Here is a 15,989-nt window from a genome sequence, read left to right on the forward strand (position 1 = left end):
GAACTTGATAGAAACATCAGATTCAGACTTCGTATGTGTATTTGGAAGCATTGGAAGACTCCGCAGAATAGAGCTAAGAATTTGATGAAGCTGGACGTACCAAGATGGGCAGCGTATAACATCTCCTATTGTGGAGACAGATATGCAAGACTCGCTCACAATGGATGGGTACAAAAGGCTATAAGTACAAAGAGACTAACCTCATTTGGATTAGTCTCAATGTTAGATTACTACACCGAAAGGTGTGTTACTTGTTAAGTTGATTGAACCGCCGTGTACCGAACGGTACGCACGGTGGTGTGAGAGGTCGGAATTTCTCACTTATGAGAAATTCCTCCTACTCGATTTGCACAATTAAAGGCCGGATGAGGTGTGACTCATCTGGCCTTGTTAATTAAGTTTAGCGTTCAAATGGTATGCCTGTATCAATATTTTTTCTTTCCACAATTCATCTTCAGCATCTAAAAGGTACGTTTCATATCCATATTGTTTTCCATTTGAAGCGATGATTTTTTCATCATCAATGTGAAAGGCGATTCTGTACTTGCTTGGCATTTTCTGCGGAAGAATAGTAGTATTATCTTTCTGCACTTCTTTTAGATGTCTCTGACCATTTACTATTCCATCAAAACGAATATTATACAATCTAAATAGGTGTCTGATATAGCTTTCCGTTCTGAAGGAGGAGGTATAAACCCATACCTCAAAGCCGAGCTCCTGAAGTTCATTAATCAACGCAGGAGTGCCCAGCCGCAGTCGTTCTTTATAAATTTTATTGAAGGGAAATGCGGGTGGCTCTTCAACCCTGTGAGTGTCAGGTGACACAAACAAAACCTCATCAAGATCGAAGGATATACGCATTTTCTCACCAGCATTATTAATCATAAGAAGGTAGCTCCTTAATAATGTTGATTACATCTCTAGACCAGTGTTCTGGATCATTGATTGGATATACACGGAATTCATTGGCTACATTGTCAAACATACTGACTTCAGCATTATCGAGATGTAGAGTGTATAGATAGTTGTCGACATAAAGTGCTTCCATCAGCTTTTTGTCCTCAGGGTTAGTTCTTTTTGAGGTACCGGTAACTATACCAGTAGCAGTTAAATGATATTTACGCAACAAGGCTTTAATATAATCAGTAGAATAGTAATTCATACTGTATACCCAAATATCAAAACCGTTTTTTTCAAGCATTCTAAACAAGGCAGGGATTCCCAATCTCAGCCTGTCTGGGTAAATCTTGTTAAGTGGAAATGGTAGTGCTTTTTCAGCCTGTCCCTGCTTGCCGTTGTAGAAAACAACCTCGTCCAAATCAAGGGTAACTCGTTTGTTGTGCTCTGAATGTTGAACGATTTCTTTGATTTCCTGATTATGAACTACATTTACCACCTGAATAGGAATCTTTGGGTAACCCAGTCTCATGGCCGCAGCCCACCTGTGATGACCATTTAGAATCATATAGCCATCAGGATGAATTCGCTCCACTACTATTGGTTCCTCACCCATAAAGTAATTTTGATAGACTCTTTCAGAGTTTAGAAACTTTTTTTCATAGTCCGAGATGATTCGATAACTTGGGCCAACTGAAGGCTGTGAAAACTCATCATCAGGATTAGGGTGCAGATTTTCACATTTGCATCGTCTTACCAAAAGGCGATGAAGCAGACCGGACCTTATTGGAATGGCCACACCGTCATGTCGTTCTATTTCATCAGCTATATATGTTTCAAATTGTGTATTGCTTTCCATAGGCTACCCTTTTTTGTGGATAAATCACATGTTTACTATTTTACAGGTACGCAATGCTTATCGTTAATGTCACAAACCTTCTGGACACGACGACGGTATTTCTCCTCCATGAGTGGATCTGTATTAAGCCATGTCTTTACAACTTCCATGGCCATTAAGCCACCGATGATTTTTGCGCCCAGGCAGAGGATATTAGAATCAGTATGCTGTCTTGCGAGAGTAGCGCAGAGTGGATCCTGACATACTGCCGCATAGCAGCCATTGATTTTGTTAGCGATAAGAGCGCTACCGTAGCCAACGCCATCACAGAAGATGCCTCTGTCACATTCGCCCTTTGCCACTGCAAGGGACGCTGGGTAAACAAAATCTGAAAGATCACAGCTTTCCCCATCATAAGTACCAAAATCTACAACTTCATATCCGTTACTCTCAAGATATGCCTTAATTTCATTTTTCATTTCTGTTCCTGCATGATCATTTGCCATTGCAATTTTCATATGGAATACCTCCTAAAATATATGGATTCTTGTAGGTGTTTTCTATGATTCCTTGCCTACAAGAAGTCTTGTATAACTGTGATTTCATCACAGCTTCTTTTTATAAACACCTCTACAATATCATAAATATGTGAAGACTTAATAGATTTTTTAGAATTAATTCATTGCATTTGGAGTTTTAGTTTGCATAATTATAGATATAAGGTGTTATCTATTACCTGATTGAAATATTCAATTGTTAATCCTTGAAAATTTAGTAATAGAATCTGAGAAAGGTAACAGAAAAGCATTAAAAAGAGTGATTTTCTAATTTGCTGGAGGGATGATGAAAAAGTTTAAAGATAAATCCTGGTATCCACTTACCGTTTCAATTTGCATAGGAGTAGTACTTTTTGTACTTTTGATAAGGCTGGGCACAGTTTTAAACATAATTGGTTCTTTCCTGGGATTCTTTTCCACAGTTTTCTTTGGAGCAATCATAGCTTATATAGTTAATCCGCTGGCAATGTTTCTCAGAAGAAAAGTTTTTGGAAAGCTTAAAAATGAAAAGACAAAGGCTGCACTGGGTAATGCCTGCGCATTCCTTTTGTTGATAGTTATTTTGGTATTTATCGGTGTTCTTGTTATTCCTCAGCTGATAGACAGCGTTAAAATCTTCGCTCAGAATTTTAATGGCTATGTGGACGGGCTGCAGAGAACACTTACTGCAATTGGCGTATCAAATTCAACTTTGGATTTAAGTAGTTTTGTCAATAATTCAAAGGATTTGTTAAATACCATTAAGGATTATGCTTCTAAAAATATGGATACAATTATGTCAGCCACAGCTGATGTAGGAAAGGGTGTTGGTCAGGCATTTATAGCACTTTTGCTTTCAATTTACTTCCTTGCTGAAAAGGATAAGCTTAAGGCTGGCGGCGCAAGATTCTTAAAAGCCCTATGTAAAGATCAATATGAAAAGGTTGAATATATAATCAAGCAAAGCGATAAGATTCTTAACTGCTATATCGTTTATAACCTTATCGATGCAATGGTAGTTGGTATTGTAAATGCGATATTCATGACAATAGTTGGAATGCCATATGCAGGACTTGTTTCCGTGCTTGTTGGTATCTTTAACATTATCCCTACATTCGGCCCTGCCATTGGTGCAGTAATTGGAGGCTTCCTGCTTCTTTTGGTTGAGCCATGGTATGCAGTAGCTTTCTTGATTTTCACGGCTGTCCTTCAGACACTTGATGGCTATGTAATCAAGCCTAAGCTTTTTGGCGATTCCCTTGGAGTATCAGGCCTTTGGATTCTAATTGGTATCGTGGCTGGTGGAAAGATGTTTGGTGTGGTAGGAATCCTTCTTGCTATCCCTATGGTTGCCATCCTGGACATGATTTATCATAAATTCCTTCTTCCATTCTTGGAGAATAAGGATGAGGAAGAGAGTGAAAAGGAAGAGCATTAAGAGTCTGAAGAGCCGGAAGGGCCGGAAGAGCGTTCATATGGTTATATTGTAGGATTTGTAGGAACCCGTGAGATTCACGGGTTCTTTTTTATGTGAGATATCTCATGAGATTTCTATTATGAACTTTTTTTTATTAGGAAGACATTTTTATTTAAGAAAACTTTTTGTTGTTTGATGAGTAAAGCAGGTTAATGCTCATGCATATTAAAATAACTTGTGTATGTAATATGGTTGTAAATTGAAATTTGACAAAATGGTAGCTAGGTGTTATATTTGTTCACAAGTTATAAAAACATATCTTTTTTTATCACTTTTGTGGCGGCTCGCCACGTTTTTTCGATTATATTTTGATTTTGTATATTGTATTTTGGTCAGGTGATAGGCATTGAATTGCCTGTTTACGGAATATTGACAGTTTATATGGAATTATTACGTAGGCGTTTTTCTAATTTATTGTCTGATTACGGAACAATGAGAGAACATAGTCTTTTTTTACGTAGGGATAGTGCGCTATATGATCTAGTTTTATAGGATTAGCTAAGATTTACTACGTAAAATCAAATGCAAACCAGCCATTATTCCGTAAAGACACCTGATTTATCAAAAATGGTTACGGAAGAATAGTGGTGTTTTGTCGTATGTTCCGTAAATGACATTGAAACTTAAGAATGGAGGAATAAACAATAGAAAATTATAAGAAAGAACTCGAGTATCAATTGCTAGAAGTACAGGAATTATTAAAGAAATCTAATAGGAATGTGGCTAGATATAAGGATTTACCGAACTCTCATGTTTATATTTCATACAGTAATGGTAGTCCTCAGTATTATTTAAAATCTGCAGATAAGCCTAGACATTATGTTAAGAGAAAAGACGTTAGAAATATTGCGAAATATGCCCAACGAGATTATGAAAATGAGATGAATAAGCAGTTAGTATTTTTGGAAAAGAAACTTACTCATTTTTTAGATTGGTATGACATAGAAAAAATAAAAGAATATGACAACTATTCTCCCGCTAAGCGGGCATTGATAAAACCTCTAGTTCCTTCGGATTACTTATTTGCCGAGGAATGGTACAAAGAACATCCTGGTCAACGTAATTCATACCCCGAAGAGGGAATGTATCAAACCAACCGTGGTGAAATGGTGCGCTCTAAATCAGAGAAGATTATTGCTGATGCCCTAGCTAAGTATGGGGTTCCATATCAATATGAGCCAGTTTTAGAATTGGGATATAACACAGTTTATCCAGATTTTGCAGTGCTAAATTTGAGAACACGAAAGACTCTTTATTGGGAGCATTTAGGTATTGTTTCAGATATGGAGTATGCTACAAAGAACTTTATAAAGATACAGAATTATGAGAAGAATGGCTACCTTCTGGGCAAGGACTTAATTACCACAATGGAATCGACAGACTTACCTATCGACATAAAGCTTGTAGAGCAGAAAATAAGGGAGTTTTTATTGTAGCTTTGCTATGCAACAAACTTCAGATTTAGTATACTAATTCAAAATGACGAGCTAAAAGGAAGAATGCTTGATTTTGGAATAAATGAAATGCAGAAAGTTTGGGGAACCAGATATGAGAACTAAACACGTAATAGTGCTTCCAAATTATTGATATAGATGTGGTGGTAAAACCTGATGATGTCAGTGAGGCAATCGAGGCATTAGCGGGGAATGGTTATATTCATGAAGGAAACCTGGGAATTGAAGGCCGAGAGGCATTTGAATATGAAGGAAAAAAGCATTTGCAGACGCATCACTTGTATGTATGCCCAGAGGATTCAGCAGAGTTGAAAAGACATCTGGCATTCAGAGATTACTTGAGAAGTCATCCTCAGGACAAAGAAAAGTATGGTAATGTGAAACTTGGGGCGGCAAGAAAATATCCTGATGATATAGAAAAATATATTGAGTATAAGTCGCCAGTAATAGAGGAGATATATGCTTCTATGGGCATTACCAAATAGATATATGTAAGGGTGAATAACATGAAGAATTGGGGAAAAGAAAAGGATTATTTAACTAGCACCAGACAGCATATGTGGAATGATGATTATTTTGAATTCCTTGTTAAGTGTGTGTGGAAGATAGATAAGCCTGTAAAGATAATAGATTTTGGTTGTGGTTATGGATTTTTGGCACAGATGTTGATGCCATTAGTTCCTGAGGAAAGTAGTTATAAAGGGATAGATATTTCTGAGGAATTAATTAAAGATGCTAGAAAACAATTCGCAAATCACGGGGATACAGTTAGTTTTGAAGTGGCAGACTTAAATGATTACATCCCATCAGCTGATTATGACATAGCAATTTGTCAATCAGTGCTAAGACATCTTTCAAATCCAGAGGAAATCTTGAAAAAGATGATTGCCTCTGTGAAAACTGGTGGACAGGTTATTTGCATAGAGCCCAGCAGAAGACTAGAAAATGCGGGATTGTATATAGAAAATCAGAATTTTAATCCATTTGAAAAGGATGATTTTCTAAAGGAAAGATGGCAATCTGAATTAGAAGCTGGAGGTAGAGATTTTCAAATCGGTATGAAGGCTCCAGTATATATGGAAAAGCTTGGTTTAAAGAATATAGGTGTTAGATTAAATGACTATGTTGATTATGTCTGCCAAGAAGATGAAAAATGTAGATTTATAAAAGATTATGGGACTGAAAGTAAATATGCTAAGGCAGATACCATGTTAGCTGCTAGATGTCATGTTATTTCTTATGGGTATTACGAGGGGAATTAGATATGAATAAGGAAGTGCGGATGATTTTTGAACGTTAAAATATGGTAACCCGTGATTTTCACGGGTTCTTTTTATATTCTGCTATGCAACAATCTGCTGATTTAGTATACTAATTGGAAATAGATGCGTAGATGGGAGGATGCTATGATTACTGGAATACATCATATTTCTATGAAATGCGGTTCGGAAGTAGAGTTAAATAAAACTAAGGATTTTTACATCAATTTGCTTGGACTAAAAATGCTTAGAACCTGGCCAGACGGAATCATGATTGATGCTGGAAATACCCTGCTAGAAATATTTACTAACGGTGAAGGCATCAAAGAGCTGGGGGCGATTCGTCATATCGCATTCGCTACTGATAATGTGGATGAAATAATTGAGAAGGTAAGATCTGCGGGGTACGAAGTATTCAAAGAGCCAACAGATGTTGTAATTGCTTCAACACCTGAATTGCCAGCGAAAGTAGCATTTTGTTATGGACCTCTTGGAGAAGAAGTAGAATTCTTTCATGAAAAGTAATAGGACCTGTAGATGAATTCAAATTTTTCAAGTAAGAAAAACTAATTAGAATTGAAAATGGAGGGTTGAGCTATGAAGTATGTATGTGATGTATGTGGTTATGTTTACGATGAAGAGGTGGGAGAGCCTGATTGGGATGTTGAGCCAGGTACAAAATTCGAGGATTTGCCAGAGGATTTTGTATGTCCTGTCTGCTTAGTCGAAAAGGAACATTTCAAACCTGTAGAAGAGTAAAACCAAATCATAGGAGGAAACTAATATGAAGGTATATTGCTATGAAAGATGTACAACCTGTAAGAAGGCCTTAAAGTGGTTAGATGATAATGGAATCAAGTATCAGCTAATCGATATCAAGGACGACCATCCAGATGAGAAGATTCTCAGGGATGCCCATAAGAAGAGTGGTGTTGAGCTGAAGAAGTTCTTTAATACAAGCGGACAGCTCTATAGACAGATGGAGCTTACCAAGAAATTACCAGAGATGTCTGATGATGAAAAATTCAAGCTTTTGGCATCAGACGGTATGCTTGTAAAGAGACCACTTGTTATTACAGATGATGCGGTGCTTCTTGGATTTAAAGAGGCTGAATGGACAGAGGTGCTTAAGTAGGACTAGAGGATTTGAGGCATGAAGATTGGAGTTATTTCAGATGTTCACAGCAACGTTGTGGCATTAAAGGCGGTTATAGATTACATGGAAGCAGAGGGGTGCGAGGAATATCTTTTTCTGGGAGATTATGTGTCGGACACTCCTTACACGAGAGAAACACTGGATTATTTATATGAATTCATAGATACTCACACATGTCAGCTTCTCAGAGGAAACAGGGAAGAGTATATGCTTAATCATCGAAATGCGGTGCTAGAAGGCAGGGATGAAGAAAAGTGGATTTACAATTCTGCCTGTGGCAATTTACTTTTTACCTACGAGCTTTTGACAGAAGAAGATTTGGATTTCTTTGATAAGCTTCCTATTTCCTTTGATTATGAGAAGCCTGGATATCCAACAATCAAATGTTGTCACGGTTCACCAGTAAAATCAAACGAAAGAATACCACTTGATGGTGAGGCGGCTAGAAAATGGTTTGAAAAAATCGATGCCAACTATCTGCTTTGTGGTCACACTCATTACCCTGGAGAATATTCATATGGTGACAAACATTATTTCAATTCTGGCAGTGCGGGAATTGCAATCAATGATGCAGGATTGGCTCAGTGCATTATCTTGGAAGATATCACTATTGATGGTAAAAAGGAGTGGAAACCTACATTTCTAAAGATTCCATTTGATAACAAAAAAGTTGTATGCGACATCGTAGAAAGCGGCCTATTGGAGAAGGCTCCTTGGTTCGTAAACACAAATATTCAGGTGCTTTTAACAGGCGAAGACAACTCATATGAAATGGTTGAGTGTGCTGCGAAGCTTGCTGAGGAAGCTGGCGAGATTTGGCCATTGGTGGATGATAAATTTTTCGCAATAGCAGCAGAGAAGTATAATATCCATGACTATAGGGAAGAATATGGATTGCTTGGATGAAATGAGCGGCACAGTATAAATAAAACATCAATAATCAGACAATAAAATAGGAGGGACAACATGCAGATTTCAGATATCGATTATGGAAACTCCTTTGATTGGGGAAATACGTCAAAGGATTATGCAAAGTACAGAGACATCTATCCAGAAGAGTTTTACCAGAAGATTTTATCGCTGGGCCTCTGCAAAGATGGGCAGAACGTACTGGATATCGGAACAGGCACTGGAGTCCTTCCAAGAAACATGTATAAATACGGCGCCAAGTGGATTGGAACGGATATCTCTGAAAATCAGATTGAGCAGGCAAAACGACTTGCTGCTGAAAGTGGAATGGATTTAGATTTCTACGCAAGTCCAGCTGAGCGGGTTGATTATCCTGATAACACCTTCGATGTAATCACGGTTTGCCAGTGCATCTGGTATTTGGACCCTAAAGTCATAAATGAAAAGTTTGCCAGGATGCTGAAGCCTGACGGAAAACTTCTCATCTTATACATGGGCTGGCTGCCTTACGAGGATATATTGGCAGGAAAAAGTGAGGAGATTATTTTAAAGCATAATCCAAATTGGTCCAGCTACGGAGATACGATACATCCAGTATTTGTGCCAGATGAGTTACTGGACAACTTTAACATTATCAAGCGTGAGGAGTTTCCTATAGAGGTCACTTTCACCAGAGATGGCTGGCATGGTCGCATGCGCGCCTGTAGAGGTGTGGGAGCAGCCATGAATGAGGAACAGATTAAGGCATGGGACGAGGAACATTGGAATATGATGTTGGAAAATGCGCCTGATATTTTCCCAGTAAAACACTATATGTCTTATGCAGAATTGCAGTTGAAAAAGTAAAAGATTAGTTACTGATAGGAGATAAAAACATGGTAAAACACATTATATTATGGACACTTAAGGATGAGCTTTCTGCTGAGGAAAAAGAGCAGGTAAAGAAGGGAATCAAAGAAGGTCTGGAAGGACTTGCAGGAAAGATTCCAGGAATGATTGATATTAAGGTAAATATCAATGGTCTCGCCAGCTCAAATGCAGATTTGATGCTTGATTCCACATTTGAGAGCGAGGAGGCTCTTAAGGGCTACGCTGTACACCCAGAGCATGTAGCAGTGGCAGATGGAAAGGTTAGACCTTACACAAAAATTAGAAGCTGCCTCGACTTTGAAGTGTAGAGGGATTGGAGGAAACTATGAGCAAGAAATTAGCAGTTATCTTTCCTGGGGTGGGCTATCACACAGATAAGCCACTTCTCTATTATTCAAAAAAACTTGCTAAAAACAAGGATTACGAAATCGTAGAAATAAAGTATGATTTGCCAGAGGCAGGCACGGTAATAAAAGCAGATGCGGAAAAGCGTCAGCAGGCTTTTGATACTGCTTTTGAGCAGGTTACGGAGCAGTTAAAAGATATCGTATTTACGGACTATGAAAAGGTGGTTTTCATAGGAAAAAGTATCGGTACAGCTTTGGCTGCAAGATATAATATGACCTATGAGCTGGAGGCAGATCAGATTATCTTCACCCCAATAGAAACAACCTTTGCCTTTGTAAATCCATGCGAGGGCTTTGTTTTCCATGGTGATGCTGATCCACTTTGCGATACCGATATGTGCACACAGCTTAGTGATGAGTTGTCACTGACATATGTGGTAATTCCAGATGCAAACCATTCTCTTGAAACTGGAGATGTAACGGTTGATATTGCCAATCTTCAGAAGGTAATGGAGATGGTTGATAAGTTATTATAAGATATACAGCCGCCTCAAATGTGGCATTAAGATTTAGTTATAAGGTTTGGAAATTGAAATGAGACTTTTATTTGTTAGACATGGAGACCCAGATTATGTAAATGATACACTTACAGAAAAGGGACATCGAGAAGCGAAGCTTTTGGCAGACGTTATTGAGCAGTATCGTATAGACGAAGTGTATCAGTCGCCGCTAGGCAGAGCCAAGGATACCGCCAGCTACAGCTGCAAGAAGTTAGGCATCGAGCCGATTACATTAGATTGGTTAAAGGAATTTCCAGCACAGGCGAATCCTAATATTTCAGAAGATGTGCGTAGGGCTTATGCTAATGAGCTTCAGAAGGATGAAACAACGGGAGAATACAAGTCTCATATCTTATGGGATGTTTTACCATCTTATTATATTGACCATCCAGAGCTTTTTGATAGAAATGGCTGGAGGGAATCGACACTGGTTAAGGCCAGCAACATGCCAGCTTTGTATGATGAGGTGACTGGCGAGTTTGAAAAGTTTTTGAAAGCTAATGGCTATGAAAAAGATGGCATGGCTTACAGAGTTTCAGAGAATAACGACAGGACCATAGCCTTCTATTGCCACTATGGATTGACTTCGTTACTGCTATCATATTTGTGGAATGTATCACCTTTTGTGGTATGGCAGTTTACTGCTTTGGCACCAACATCTGTTACTGAAGTGGTTACAGAGGAGAGAGAAAAAGGAATTGCTACCTTTAGAACTCTTCGTGCAGGTGAAATAACGCATTTACGAATCGGAGATGAAGAACCATCTTTTTCAGCAAGATTTTGCGAAAGATATGAAAATGTAGATGAAAGACATTAGAGAGAGGAATTATTATGTCATATTTAATTAAAGATACAACAAAAGAAGAAAGAGAACAGATTGTCAAAGAGTCACTTGGAAATATTGAGGCAAATTGTGACGGTTGCATGGCTGGACTGGCTGAAATGTATCAGGATTACATCGATGGCAAAAAGGAACTTAGAGAAATCAACATGGAGTTCAATGCTCGATATGTAAAAGATAATGATATGGAAACACGTGGTTCTAGCTGCGTGATGTAAATAAAAAACTAGTAAAAGGGAGAAGGAAAATGCAGATTGGAAGTTCAAATGATACAGCAGCTGTAAAAGCACAGTATGCTACATCAAAATCATATGATGTTAGAGTAAAATTTCATGATATGTATTCTACAAATAAGCAGGGCTACAGTAACTGGCTTGTTTCTAACTATGATATCCGTGAAGGCATGAAGGTGCTTGAGCTTGGCGGAGGCCCAGGCGGTTTGTGGGTAGGAAGAGAAGATATTATTGATAGATGCAGTAAATTCGTATTTACGGATTTTTCTGAAGGAATGCTTGAAAAAGCAAAAGAGAATCTTGGGGAACGCGATAATCTGGAATATCGTGTAGCTGATATTCAGAATTTAGATTTTGAAGATGACGAATTCGATGTTGTAATCGCAAACGGAATGCTTTATCATGTGCCAGATTTGGAGAAAGCACTTAGCGAAGTTAGAAGAGTACTTAAGGATGGCGGAGTATTTTACTGCGCTACTTTTGGCGAGAATAACTTTACAGATAAGCTTGCGGAGTGGTTTGAATTAGGTGGTGAGGATTTCCATCCAAATCACAATTTTACATTACAAAATGGTGGAGAAAAGTTGCAGAAAGAATTCAATGAAGCGAAAGCAATTGTCTTTGAGGATTCTCTTCACATAACTGAAATGGAGCATCTTGTTGAGTATCTTCAGAGTCTTGCATCTTTCAAGGCAGTTTTGGATTTATCAGTTGAGAAAATCAGGGAGATTCTTTCAGCACATTTTGTAGACGGAGCAATTGATTTGCCTAAGGAATATGGAACCTTTGCGTGCCAGTAGAGTATAGCTTGATTTACGAGGACTAGATGGATAACTTGTTTTGCGAAGGCTTAAAAGAAAACAACATAGAGAAACTTTTGTCGGTGCCTAAGAGTGATCTGCATAATCATTCAACAAAAGGTTGCAGGAGACAGTGGCTTTCCAAGCAGCTTCAGGTGGATATTCCTAAACCGCCACAGCATCTTAATGGACTTGATGGAATGCAAGATTGGTTTCAGTCTTCCATCAAGCCTTTTTGTAATGGATATGAAAACATGGTGCTCAGATGGAAAGGGGCATTTGCAGAGGCGAAGCGAAATAGTATTAAGCGCCTTGTAATGAACTTCGGTACAGCTGAAGTAGACCAAGTTGGTACAGTAGAAGATTTTAAAAATCTCCTTGAGGGATTTCATAACGAATACTGTCCAGATGCGATTTTTGAAGCAGAGTTAACATATCCATCTTTCTGCGATGTGGAAGCTGCAGCAGAAGAGATAGATAAGTATCTTGGCACAGGATATTTCAAAGCAATAGATGTGTGTGGTGGCGAGAATATGAAGCCATTTGAAGCATTTCTGCCCCTGTATAGGAAAGCAGAAAAATATGGCCTGGTTAAGAAAATGCACGTGGGAGAGACAGGAAGTGCCGAGGATGTAAGAAGAGCTGTTGAGGTACTGGGACTAGCAGAGGTGCATCATGGAATCAATGCATCAACCTCGAAGGAAACTATGAGATTCCTTGCGGATAATCAGATACAGTTGAATGTCTGTCCAAGCAGCAATGTGATGCTAGGATTTGCAAAAGATTACGGGACACATCCGATTAAGATACTGGTTGAAAATGGAGTTAAGGTCACCATCAATACCGATGACCTTCTTATTTTTGATTCATCAATCGAGAATGAATATCTTAGACTTTATCAATCAGGCACACTTACAGCAGAACAGTTAGACGAGATTAGAAAAGTGGGATTGGGAGAAAAGTGATGATATTTTTAATGCGACATGGTGAAGACGACAATACAAGATTGGGCGGCTGGAGTGATGCTGGGCTTTCAGTGAAGGGAAGAGAACAGGTTGAAGGAGCCTGTGAATTTTTCGATGGCAATTCACAGGACATAAGATATATTTTTGCCAGTGATTTGCAGCGTACGAAAGACACAGCTGATATAGTTTCAAAATATCTAGATTTACCAGTTACTCAGCTTAAGGAGTTTAGAGAGACAAACAATGGTGATTTGGCAGGTATGCCTAAGGAAAGATTTCAGAAGGAATATCCAGGGCTTTATTATGCTTCCTTAGATTGGGAACAGAAATATCCTAATGGAGAAAGCCCTAAGGATTTTTATAATCGAATCAAGGAAGCTTGGGGTAAGTTTAAAGTAAGCACAGAAGCTTTAGAAGGAAACGTGCTTTTAGTTACCCATGCAGGAGTAATTAATATTATTAGATGCATAGAAGAAGGGGTTCAATACACCAACAAGGAAGTGCATTTTAAAACAGGGCATGCGGAAATTGTATCGTTAAATAGAAATGTTATTTTTCTTGATGTGGACGGAGTGCTGAATTCTAAGTTTTGGGATAATGAGCATCAGCGTGAAATAAGTGAGGGGAAATATGTGGATGTTGATTCGGTTAAACTATTTTCAAAGCTTGTTAAAAAGACTAATGCTAAGGTTATTCTTCATTCTGGATGGAGATTTTGGTTTGATGATGAAATGAAACCTAATAGGGCTGAGGCAAAATTTTTTGCAGATGTCATGGAAAAAGAAGGGGTGTTTATTTCGGGAGTAACTCCGGATTTAACTACAGAAGAAATCAGAAAAGCTAAGAAATTCAGTCTTGTTAAAGCTGGCGAGATTCTTCAGTGGCTAAAAGACAATCCTACTGATAATTGGCTGGTTATTGATGATTTAGATCTTCATAATAGTGAGATTGCAAGCCATCAGGTTAAGACAGACGCGGAGGTTGGGCTTACAGAGAATGATGTTGAGAAAGCTCTGAATCTATTATTAGGCTAATATGATTGTGGAGCATAATTGTGTGTGTAGAGTGGGGATAAAATGAGTAAAATTATTGCAGCTTGTGGAAATTAGTTGCACAGGCTGTAAACCAGAAAACTGGTGCAGATATCATGTGGTGAAATGCTGCGAGGATAGAGGCATTAAAACTTGTTCTGAGTGTTCTGAGTATCCCTGCGATAATATGCGAGAATGTTTTGAGGTTACAAAATCTTTTGAGCCTAAGTGTCGTGAGGTATGCACAGAGGAAGAGTATAAGCAGTTGAAGAAAGCATTTTTCGAAAAGGAAGAGAATTTGAGGTAGATATATGATAGCTATAAATTGGATAAATATATTATGGACAATTGGTAACATTGCATTATGGATTGTAATAATAGCGCTGATTCTTAGATTTGTTAAAAAGATGAGGAAATAATGACTAGTTGGGAGATTACTAGAATGGAGAAGCTTAGTGTAAATGGAACTGAATATGAAATCAAAAAGCTCTTAGGATTATAAAAGACTATCGGCCATAGGTATAAAGATGCCAGCAATGCTTGAAGTAGATGTGGACAATGAACGAATTGCAAATACTAATATTGATTATTTCCCAACTAATTTTGTAGTTAATAATGGTGAGATTTTTTACATTGATTATGAGTGTAATGACTACATGGAAGAGTGGAATTTTGAAAATTGGGGAATTAAATATTGGTCAAAAACTCCAGACTTTTTAAAGTATGTAGAGGAGCATAGCTGAATTAAGAGGAAAATATTATATGAAAAAGTATAAGGTAGCTGCAGTAATAATGATAATACATGGTGGTTTCATGGAACTCGGTGGAGTTTTTTGCATGATACTTGCATTGTTATTAGGAACGGATAAGTTTGATATTGGACAATATTTTGAATTCAAACTTCCATATTTCCAAGAGAATATATATATGATGATGGTTATGGGGGCAATTTATGGTGTTCTTAGATTAACAGGAGCAATAGGATTACTAAAAAATCAAATGTGGGGGTTGGCTCTATCTCTAATTATTTCCACAATTACTATTTCTTTAATGATGTTTTTATTACCTGCAGGTATTATGGATGGAATTCTTGCGGGAAGTACGTTGATTCTAATATTAATGCAATTTTTGGGAGATAAAAAAATTGTGGAATAAAGTATTAAATTTATGAAGGATGAGTATATATGTTACCAACAGTAGAGGAAGCATTAAAAGAATTAGAGATAGCAGGTGAAATGAATCCAGGGCCATGGGTTAAACATTCAATAAATACCGGATTGGCTGCAAAGAATATAGCTGAAAAGGTTCCGGGGATGGATGCTGAGAGGGCATATGTATTTGGACTTTTGCACGATATAGGACGTCGATTTGGTATAACAGATATACCTACTCATGTTTATGATGGCTATAAATACTGCATGGAAAAAGGGTGGGATGAGGTTGCCAGAATTTGTATGACACATTCATATCTCTTAATGCAGGAAAACTTTGATTATGAGCCAGATACTGAGCATGAAAAAGCTATCAAGGCATACATCAGTGACTGCATAGCCGATGATTATGACAAGCTTATTCAGCTTTGTGATTCTTTGGCAGTAGATTATGGTTTTGTAATCCTTGAAAAGAGATTTGTTGATGTCACTAGGAGATATGGAATCATGGAGGATTATATTAATGGCTGGGAGGTTGCCTTCAGCATCAAAGAATACTTTGATGAAAAGATGGGCTGCTCAATTTATGATGTACTTCCTGATATAGGTAAAACATCTTTGTTGACACCTAAGCCTTGGAAACCGCCAGTGAAATGAGGATTCTT

Annotated in this window: 23 protein-coding genes and 1 pseudogene; 21 read left to right on the forward strand and 3 right to left on the reverse strand. The window is 38.0% G+C overall.

Annotated elements, in window-relative coordinates:
• Positions 1 to 258 (forward strand): annotated as a pseudogene (locus tag BLP54_RS14295) (group II intron reverse transcriptase/maturase); the annotation flags it as partial.
• Between the two features lie 132 nt (positions 259 to 390).
• Here BLP54_RS14295 and BLP54_RS14300 read toward each other — a convergent pair.
• From BLP54_RS14300 to BLP54_RS14310, 3 genes are read right to left on the reverse strand one after another with little or no spacing between them, the layout of a single operon-like run.
• The gene (locus BLP54_RS14300) at positions 391 to 885 is read right to left on the reverse strand and encodes an HAD family hydrolase (RefSeq protein ID WP_242870719.1); all 495 of its coding nucleotides are present in this window, start codon (positions 883 to 885) and stop codon (positions 391 to 393) included.
• On the reverse strand, positions 878 to 1,756 hold the full coding sequence (locus BLP54_RS14305; RefSeq protein WP_090170929.1) for a ParB N-terminal domain-containing protein: 879 nt from the start codon (positions 1,754 to 1,756) through the stop codon (positions 878 to 880). Before BLP54_RS14305 ends, BLP54_RS14300 begins: the two co-directional genes overlap by 8 nt.
• A 35-nt stretch (positions 1,757 to 1,791) precedes the next feature.
• On the reverse strand, positions 1,792 to 2,253 hold the full coding sequence (locus tag BLP54_RS14310) for an RpiB/LacA/LacB family sugar-phosphate isomerase (RefSeq protein ID WP_015551008.1): 462 nt from the start codon (positions 2,251 to 2,253) through the stop codon (positions 1,792 to 1,794).
• Between the two features lie 325 nt (positions 2,254 to 2,578).
• On the opposite strand from BLP54_RS14310, the gene BLP54_RS14315 reads away from it, so the two are divergent.
• The 20 genes from BLP54_RS14315 to BLP54_RS14410 all read left to right on the forward strand — a co-directional run bounded on the left by BLP54_RS14315 (position 2,579) and on the right by BLP54_RS14410 (position 15,981).
• Positions 2,579 to 3,709, forward strand: a complete 1,131-nt coding sequence (locus BLP54_RS14315; RefSeq protein WP_176754586.1) for an AI-2E family transporter — start codon at positions 2,579 to 2,581, stop codon at positions 3,707 to 3,709.
• Positions 3,710 to 4,425: 716 nt separating this feature from the next.
• Positions 4,426 to 5,184: a PDDEXK family nuclease gene (locus BLP54_RS14320; RefSeq protein WP_090170935.1), complete on the forward strand. Its 759-nt coding sequence runs from the start codon at positions 4,426 to 4,428 to the stop codon at positions 5,182 to 5,184.
• Between the two features lie 152 nt (positions 5,185 to 5,336).
• Positions 5,337 to 5,687, forward strand: coding sequence for a GrpB family protein (locus BLP54_RS14325; RefSeq protein ID WP_278335365.1), 351 nt, complete (start codon positions 5,337 to 5,339; stop codon positions 5,685 to 5,687).
• A gap of 21 nt (positions 5,688 to 5,708) precedes the next feature.
• The gene (locus BLP54_RS14330; RefSeq protein ID WP_090170941.1) at positions 5,709 to 6,464 is read left to right on the forward strand and encodes a class I SAM-dependent methyltransferase; all 756 of its coding nucleotides are present in this window, start codon (positions 5,709 to 5,711) and stop codon (positions 6,462 to 6,464) included.
• A gap of 144 nt (positions 6,465 to 6,608) precedes the next feature.
• Positions 6,609 to 6,986: a VOC family protein gene (locus BLP54_RS14335; protein WP_090170944.1), complete on the forward strand. Its 378-nt coding sequence runs from the start codon at positions 6,609 to 6,611 to the stop codon at positions 6,984 to 6,986.
• Positions 6,987 to 7,058: 72 nt separating this feature from the next.
• Positions 7,059 to 7,220 carry a rubredoxin gene (locus BLP54_RS14340; protein WP_090170947.1) on the forward strand — a complete coding sequence of 54 codons (162 nt, stop codon included), beginning with the start codon at positions 7,059 to 7,061 and terminating at the stop codon, positions 7,218 to 7,220.
• A 25-nt stretch (positions 7,221 to 7,245) separates the two neighbouring features.
• Positions 7,246 to 7,596, forward strand: coding sequence for an arsenate reductase family protein (locus tag BLP54_RS14345; protein WP_090170950.1), 351 nt, complete (start codon positions 7,246 to 7,248; stop codon positions 7,594 to 7,596).
• Between the two features lie 18 nt (positions 7,597 to 7,614).
• Complete coding sequence (locus tag BLP54_RS14350) at positions 7,615 to 8,523, forward strand: metallophosphoesterase family protein (RefSeq protein ID WP_090170953.1); 909 nt, start codon at positions 7,615 to 7,617, stop codon at positions 8,521 to 8,523.
• Positions 8,524 to 8,583: 60 nt separating this feature from the next.
• Positions 8,584 to 9,372: a class I SAM-dependent methyltransferase gene (locus BLP54_RS14355; RefSeq protein WP_090170956.1), complete on the forward strand. Its 789-nt coding sequence runs from the start codon at positions 8,584 to 8,586 to the stop codon at positions 9,370 to 9,372.
• Between the two features lie 29 nt (positions 9,373 to 9,401).
• Entirely contained in the window at positions 9,402 to 9,704 is a 303-nt protein-coding gene (locus BLP54_RS14360) for a Dabb family protein (RefSeq protein WP_090170959.1), read from the forward strand.
• Positions 9,705 to 9,721: 17 nt separating this feature from the next.
• Complete coding sequence (locus tag BLP54_RS14365) at positions 9,722 to 10,279, forward strand: alpha/beta hydrolase (protein WP_090170961.1); 558 nt, start codon at positions 9,722 to 9,724, stop codon at positions 10,277 to 10,279.
• Between the two features lie 58 nt (positions 10,280 to 10,337).
• Complete coding sequence (locus BLP54_RS14370; protein ID WP_090170964.1) at positions 10,338 to 11,120, forward strand: histidine phosphatase family protein; 783 nt, start codon at positions 10,338 to 10,340, stop codon at positions 11,118 to 11,120.
• 14 nt (positions 11,121 to 11,134) lie between these two features.
• Positions 11,135 to 11,362: a purine biosynthesis protein PurH gene (locus tag BLP54_RS14375; RefSeq protein WP_090170967.1), complete on the forward strand. Its 228-nt coding sequence runs from the start codon at positions 11,135 to 11,137 to the stop codon at positions 11,360 to 11,362.
• Positions 11,363 to 11,391: 29 nt separating this feature from the next.
• The gene (locus BLP54_RS14380; protein ID WP_090170970.1) at positions 11,392 to 12,177 is read left to right on the forward strand and encodes a class I SAM-dependent methyltransferase; all 786 of its coding nucleotides are present in this window, start codon (positions 11,392 to 11,394) and stop codon (positions 12,175 to 12,177) included.
• Between the two features lie 26 nt (positions 12,178 to 12,203).
• The gene (locus BLP54_RS14385) at positions 12,204 to 13,142 is read left to right on the forward strand and encodes an amidohydrolase family protein (RefSeq protein ID WP_090170973.1); all 939 of its coding nucleotides are present in this window, start codon (positions 12,204 to 12,206) and stop codon (positions 13,140 to 13,142) included.
• A complete protein-coding gene (locus BLP54_RS16000; protein ID WP_207646786.1) occupies positions 13,142 to 14,176 on the forward strand; it encodes a histidine phosphatase family protein in 1,035 nt (344 codons plus the stop codon). The genes BLP54_RS14385 and BLP54_RS16000 overlap by 1 nt, the downstream gene beginning before the upstream one ends.
• 64 nt (positions 14,177 to 14,240) lie before the next feature.
• Positions 14,241 to 14,480: a DUF3795 domain-containing protein gene (locus BLP54_RS16410; protein ID WP_242942039.1), complete on the forward strand. Its 240-nt coding sequence runs from the start codon at positions 14,241 to 14,243 to the stop codon at positions 14,478 to 14,480.
• 229 nt (positions 14,481 to 14,709) lie between these two features.
• Positions 14,710 to 14,916, forward strand: coding sequence for a hypothetical protein (locus tag BLP54_RS14400; RefSeq protein WP_207646143.1), 207 nt, complete (start codon positions 14,710 to 14,712; stop codon positions 14,914 to 14,916).
• A gap of 19 nt (positions 14,917 to 14,935) precedes the next feature.
• Positions 14,936 to 15,328, forward strand: a complete 393-nt coding sequence (locus BLP54_RS14405) for a hypothetical protein (RefSeq protein WP_090170979.1) — start codon at positions 14,936 to 14,938, stop codon at positions 15,326 to 15,328.
• 29 nt (positions 15,329 to 15,357) lie between these two features.
• Positions 15,358 to 15,981 (forward strand): HD domain-containing protein, encoded by a 624-nt coding sequence (locus tag BLP54_RS14410; RefSeq protein ID WP_090170982.1) that lies wholly within the window; start codon positions 15,358 to 15,360, stop codon positions 15,979 to 15,981.
• The last annotated feature ends 8 nt before the right edge of the window (positions 15,982 to 15,989 follow it).

The sequence above is a fragment of the Pseudobutyrivibrio sp. 49 genome (assembly GCF_900100545.1).
GTDB lineage: Bacteria > Bacillota > Clostridia > Lachnospirales > Lachnospiraceae > Pseudobutyrivibrio.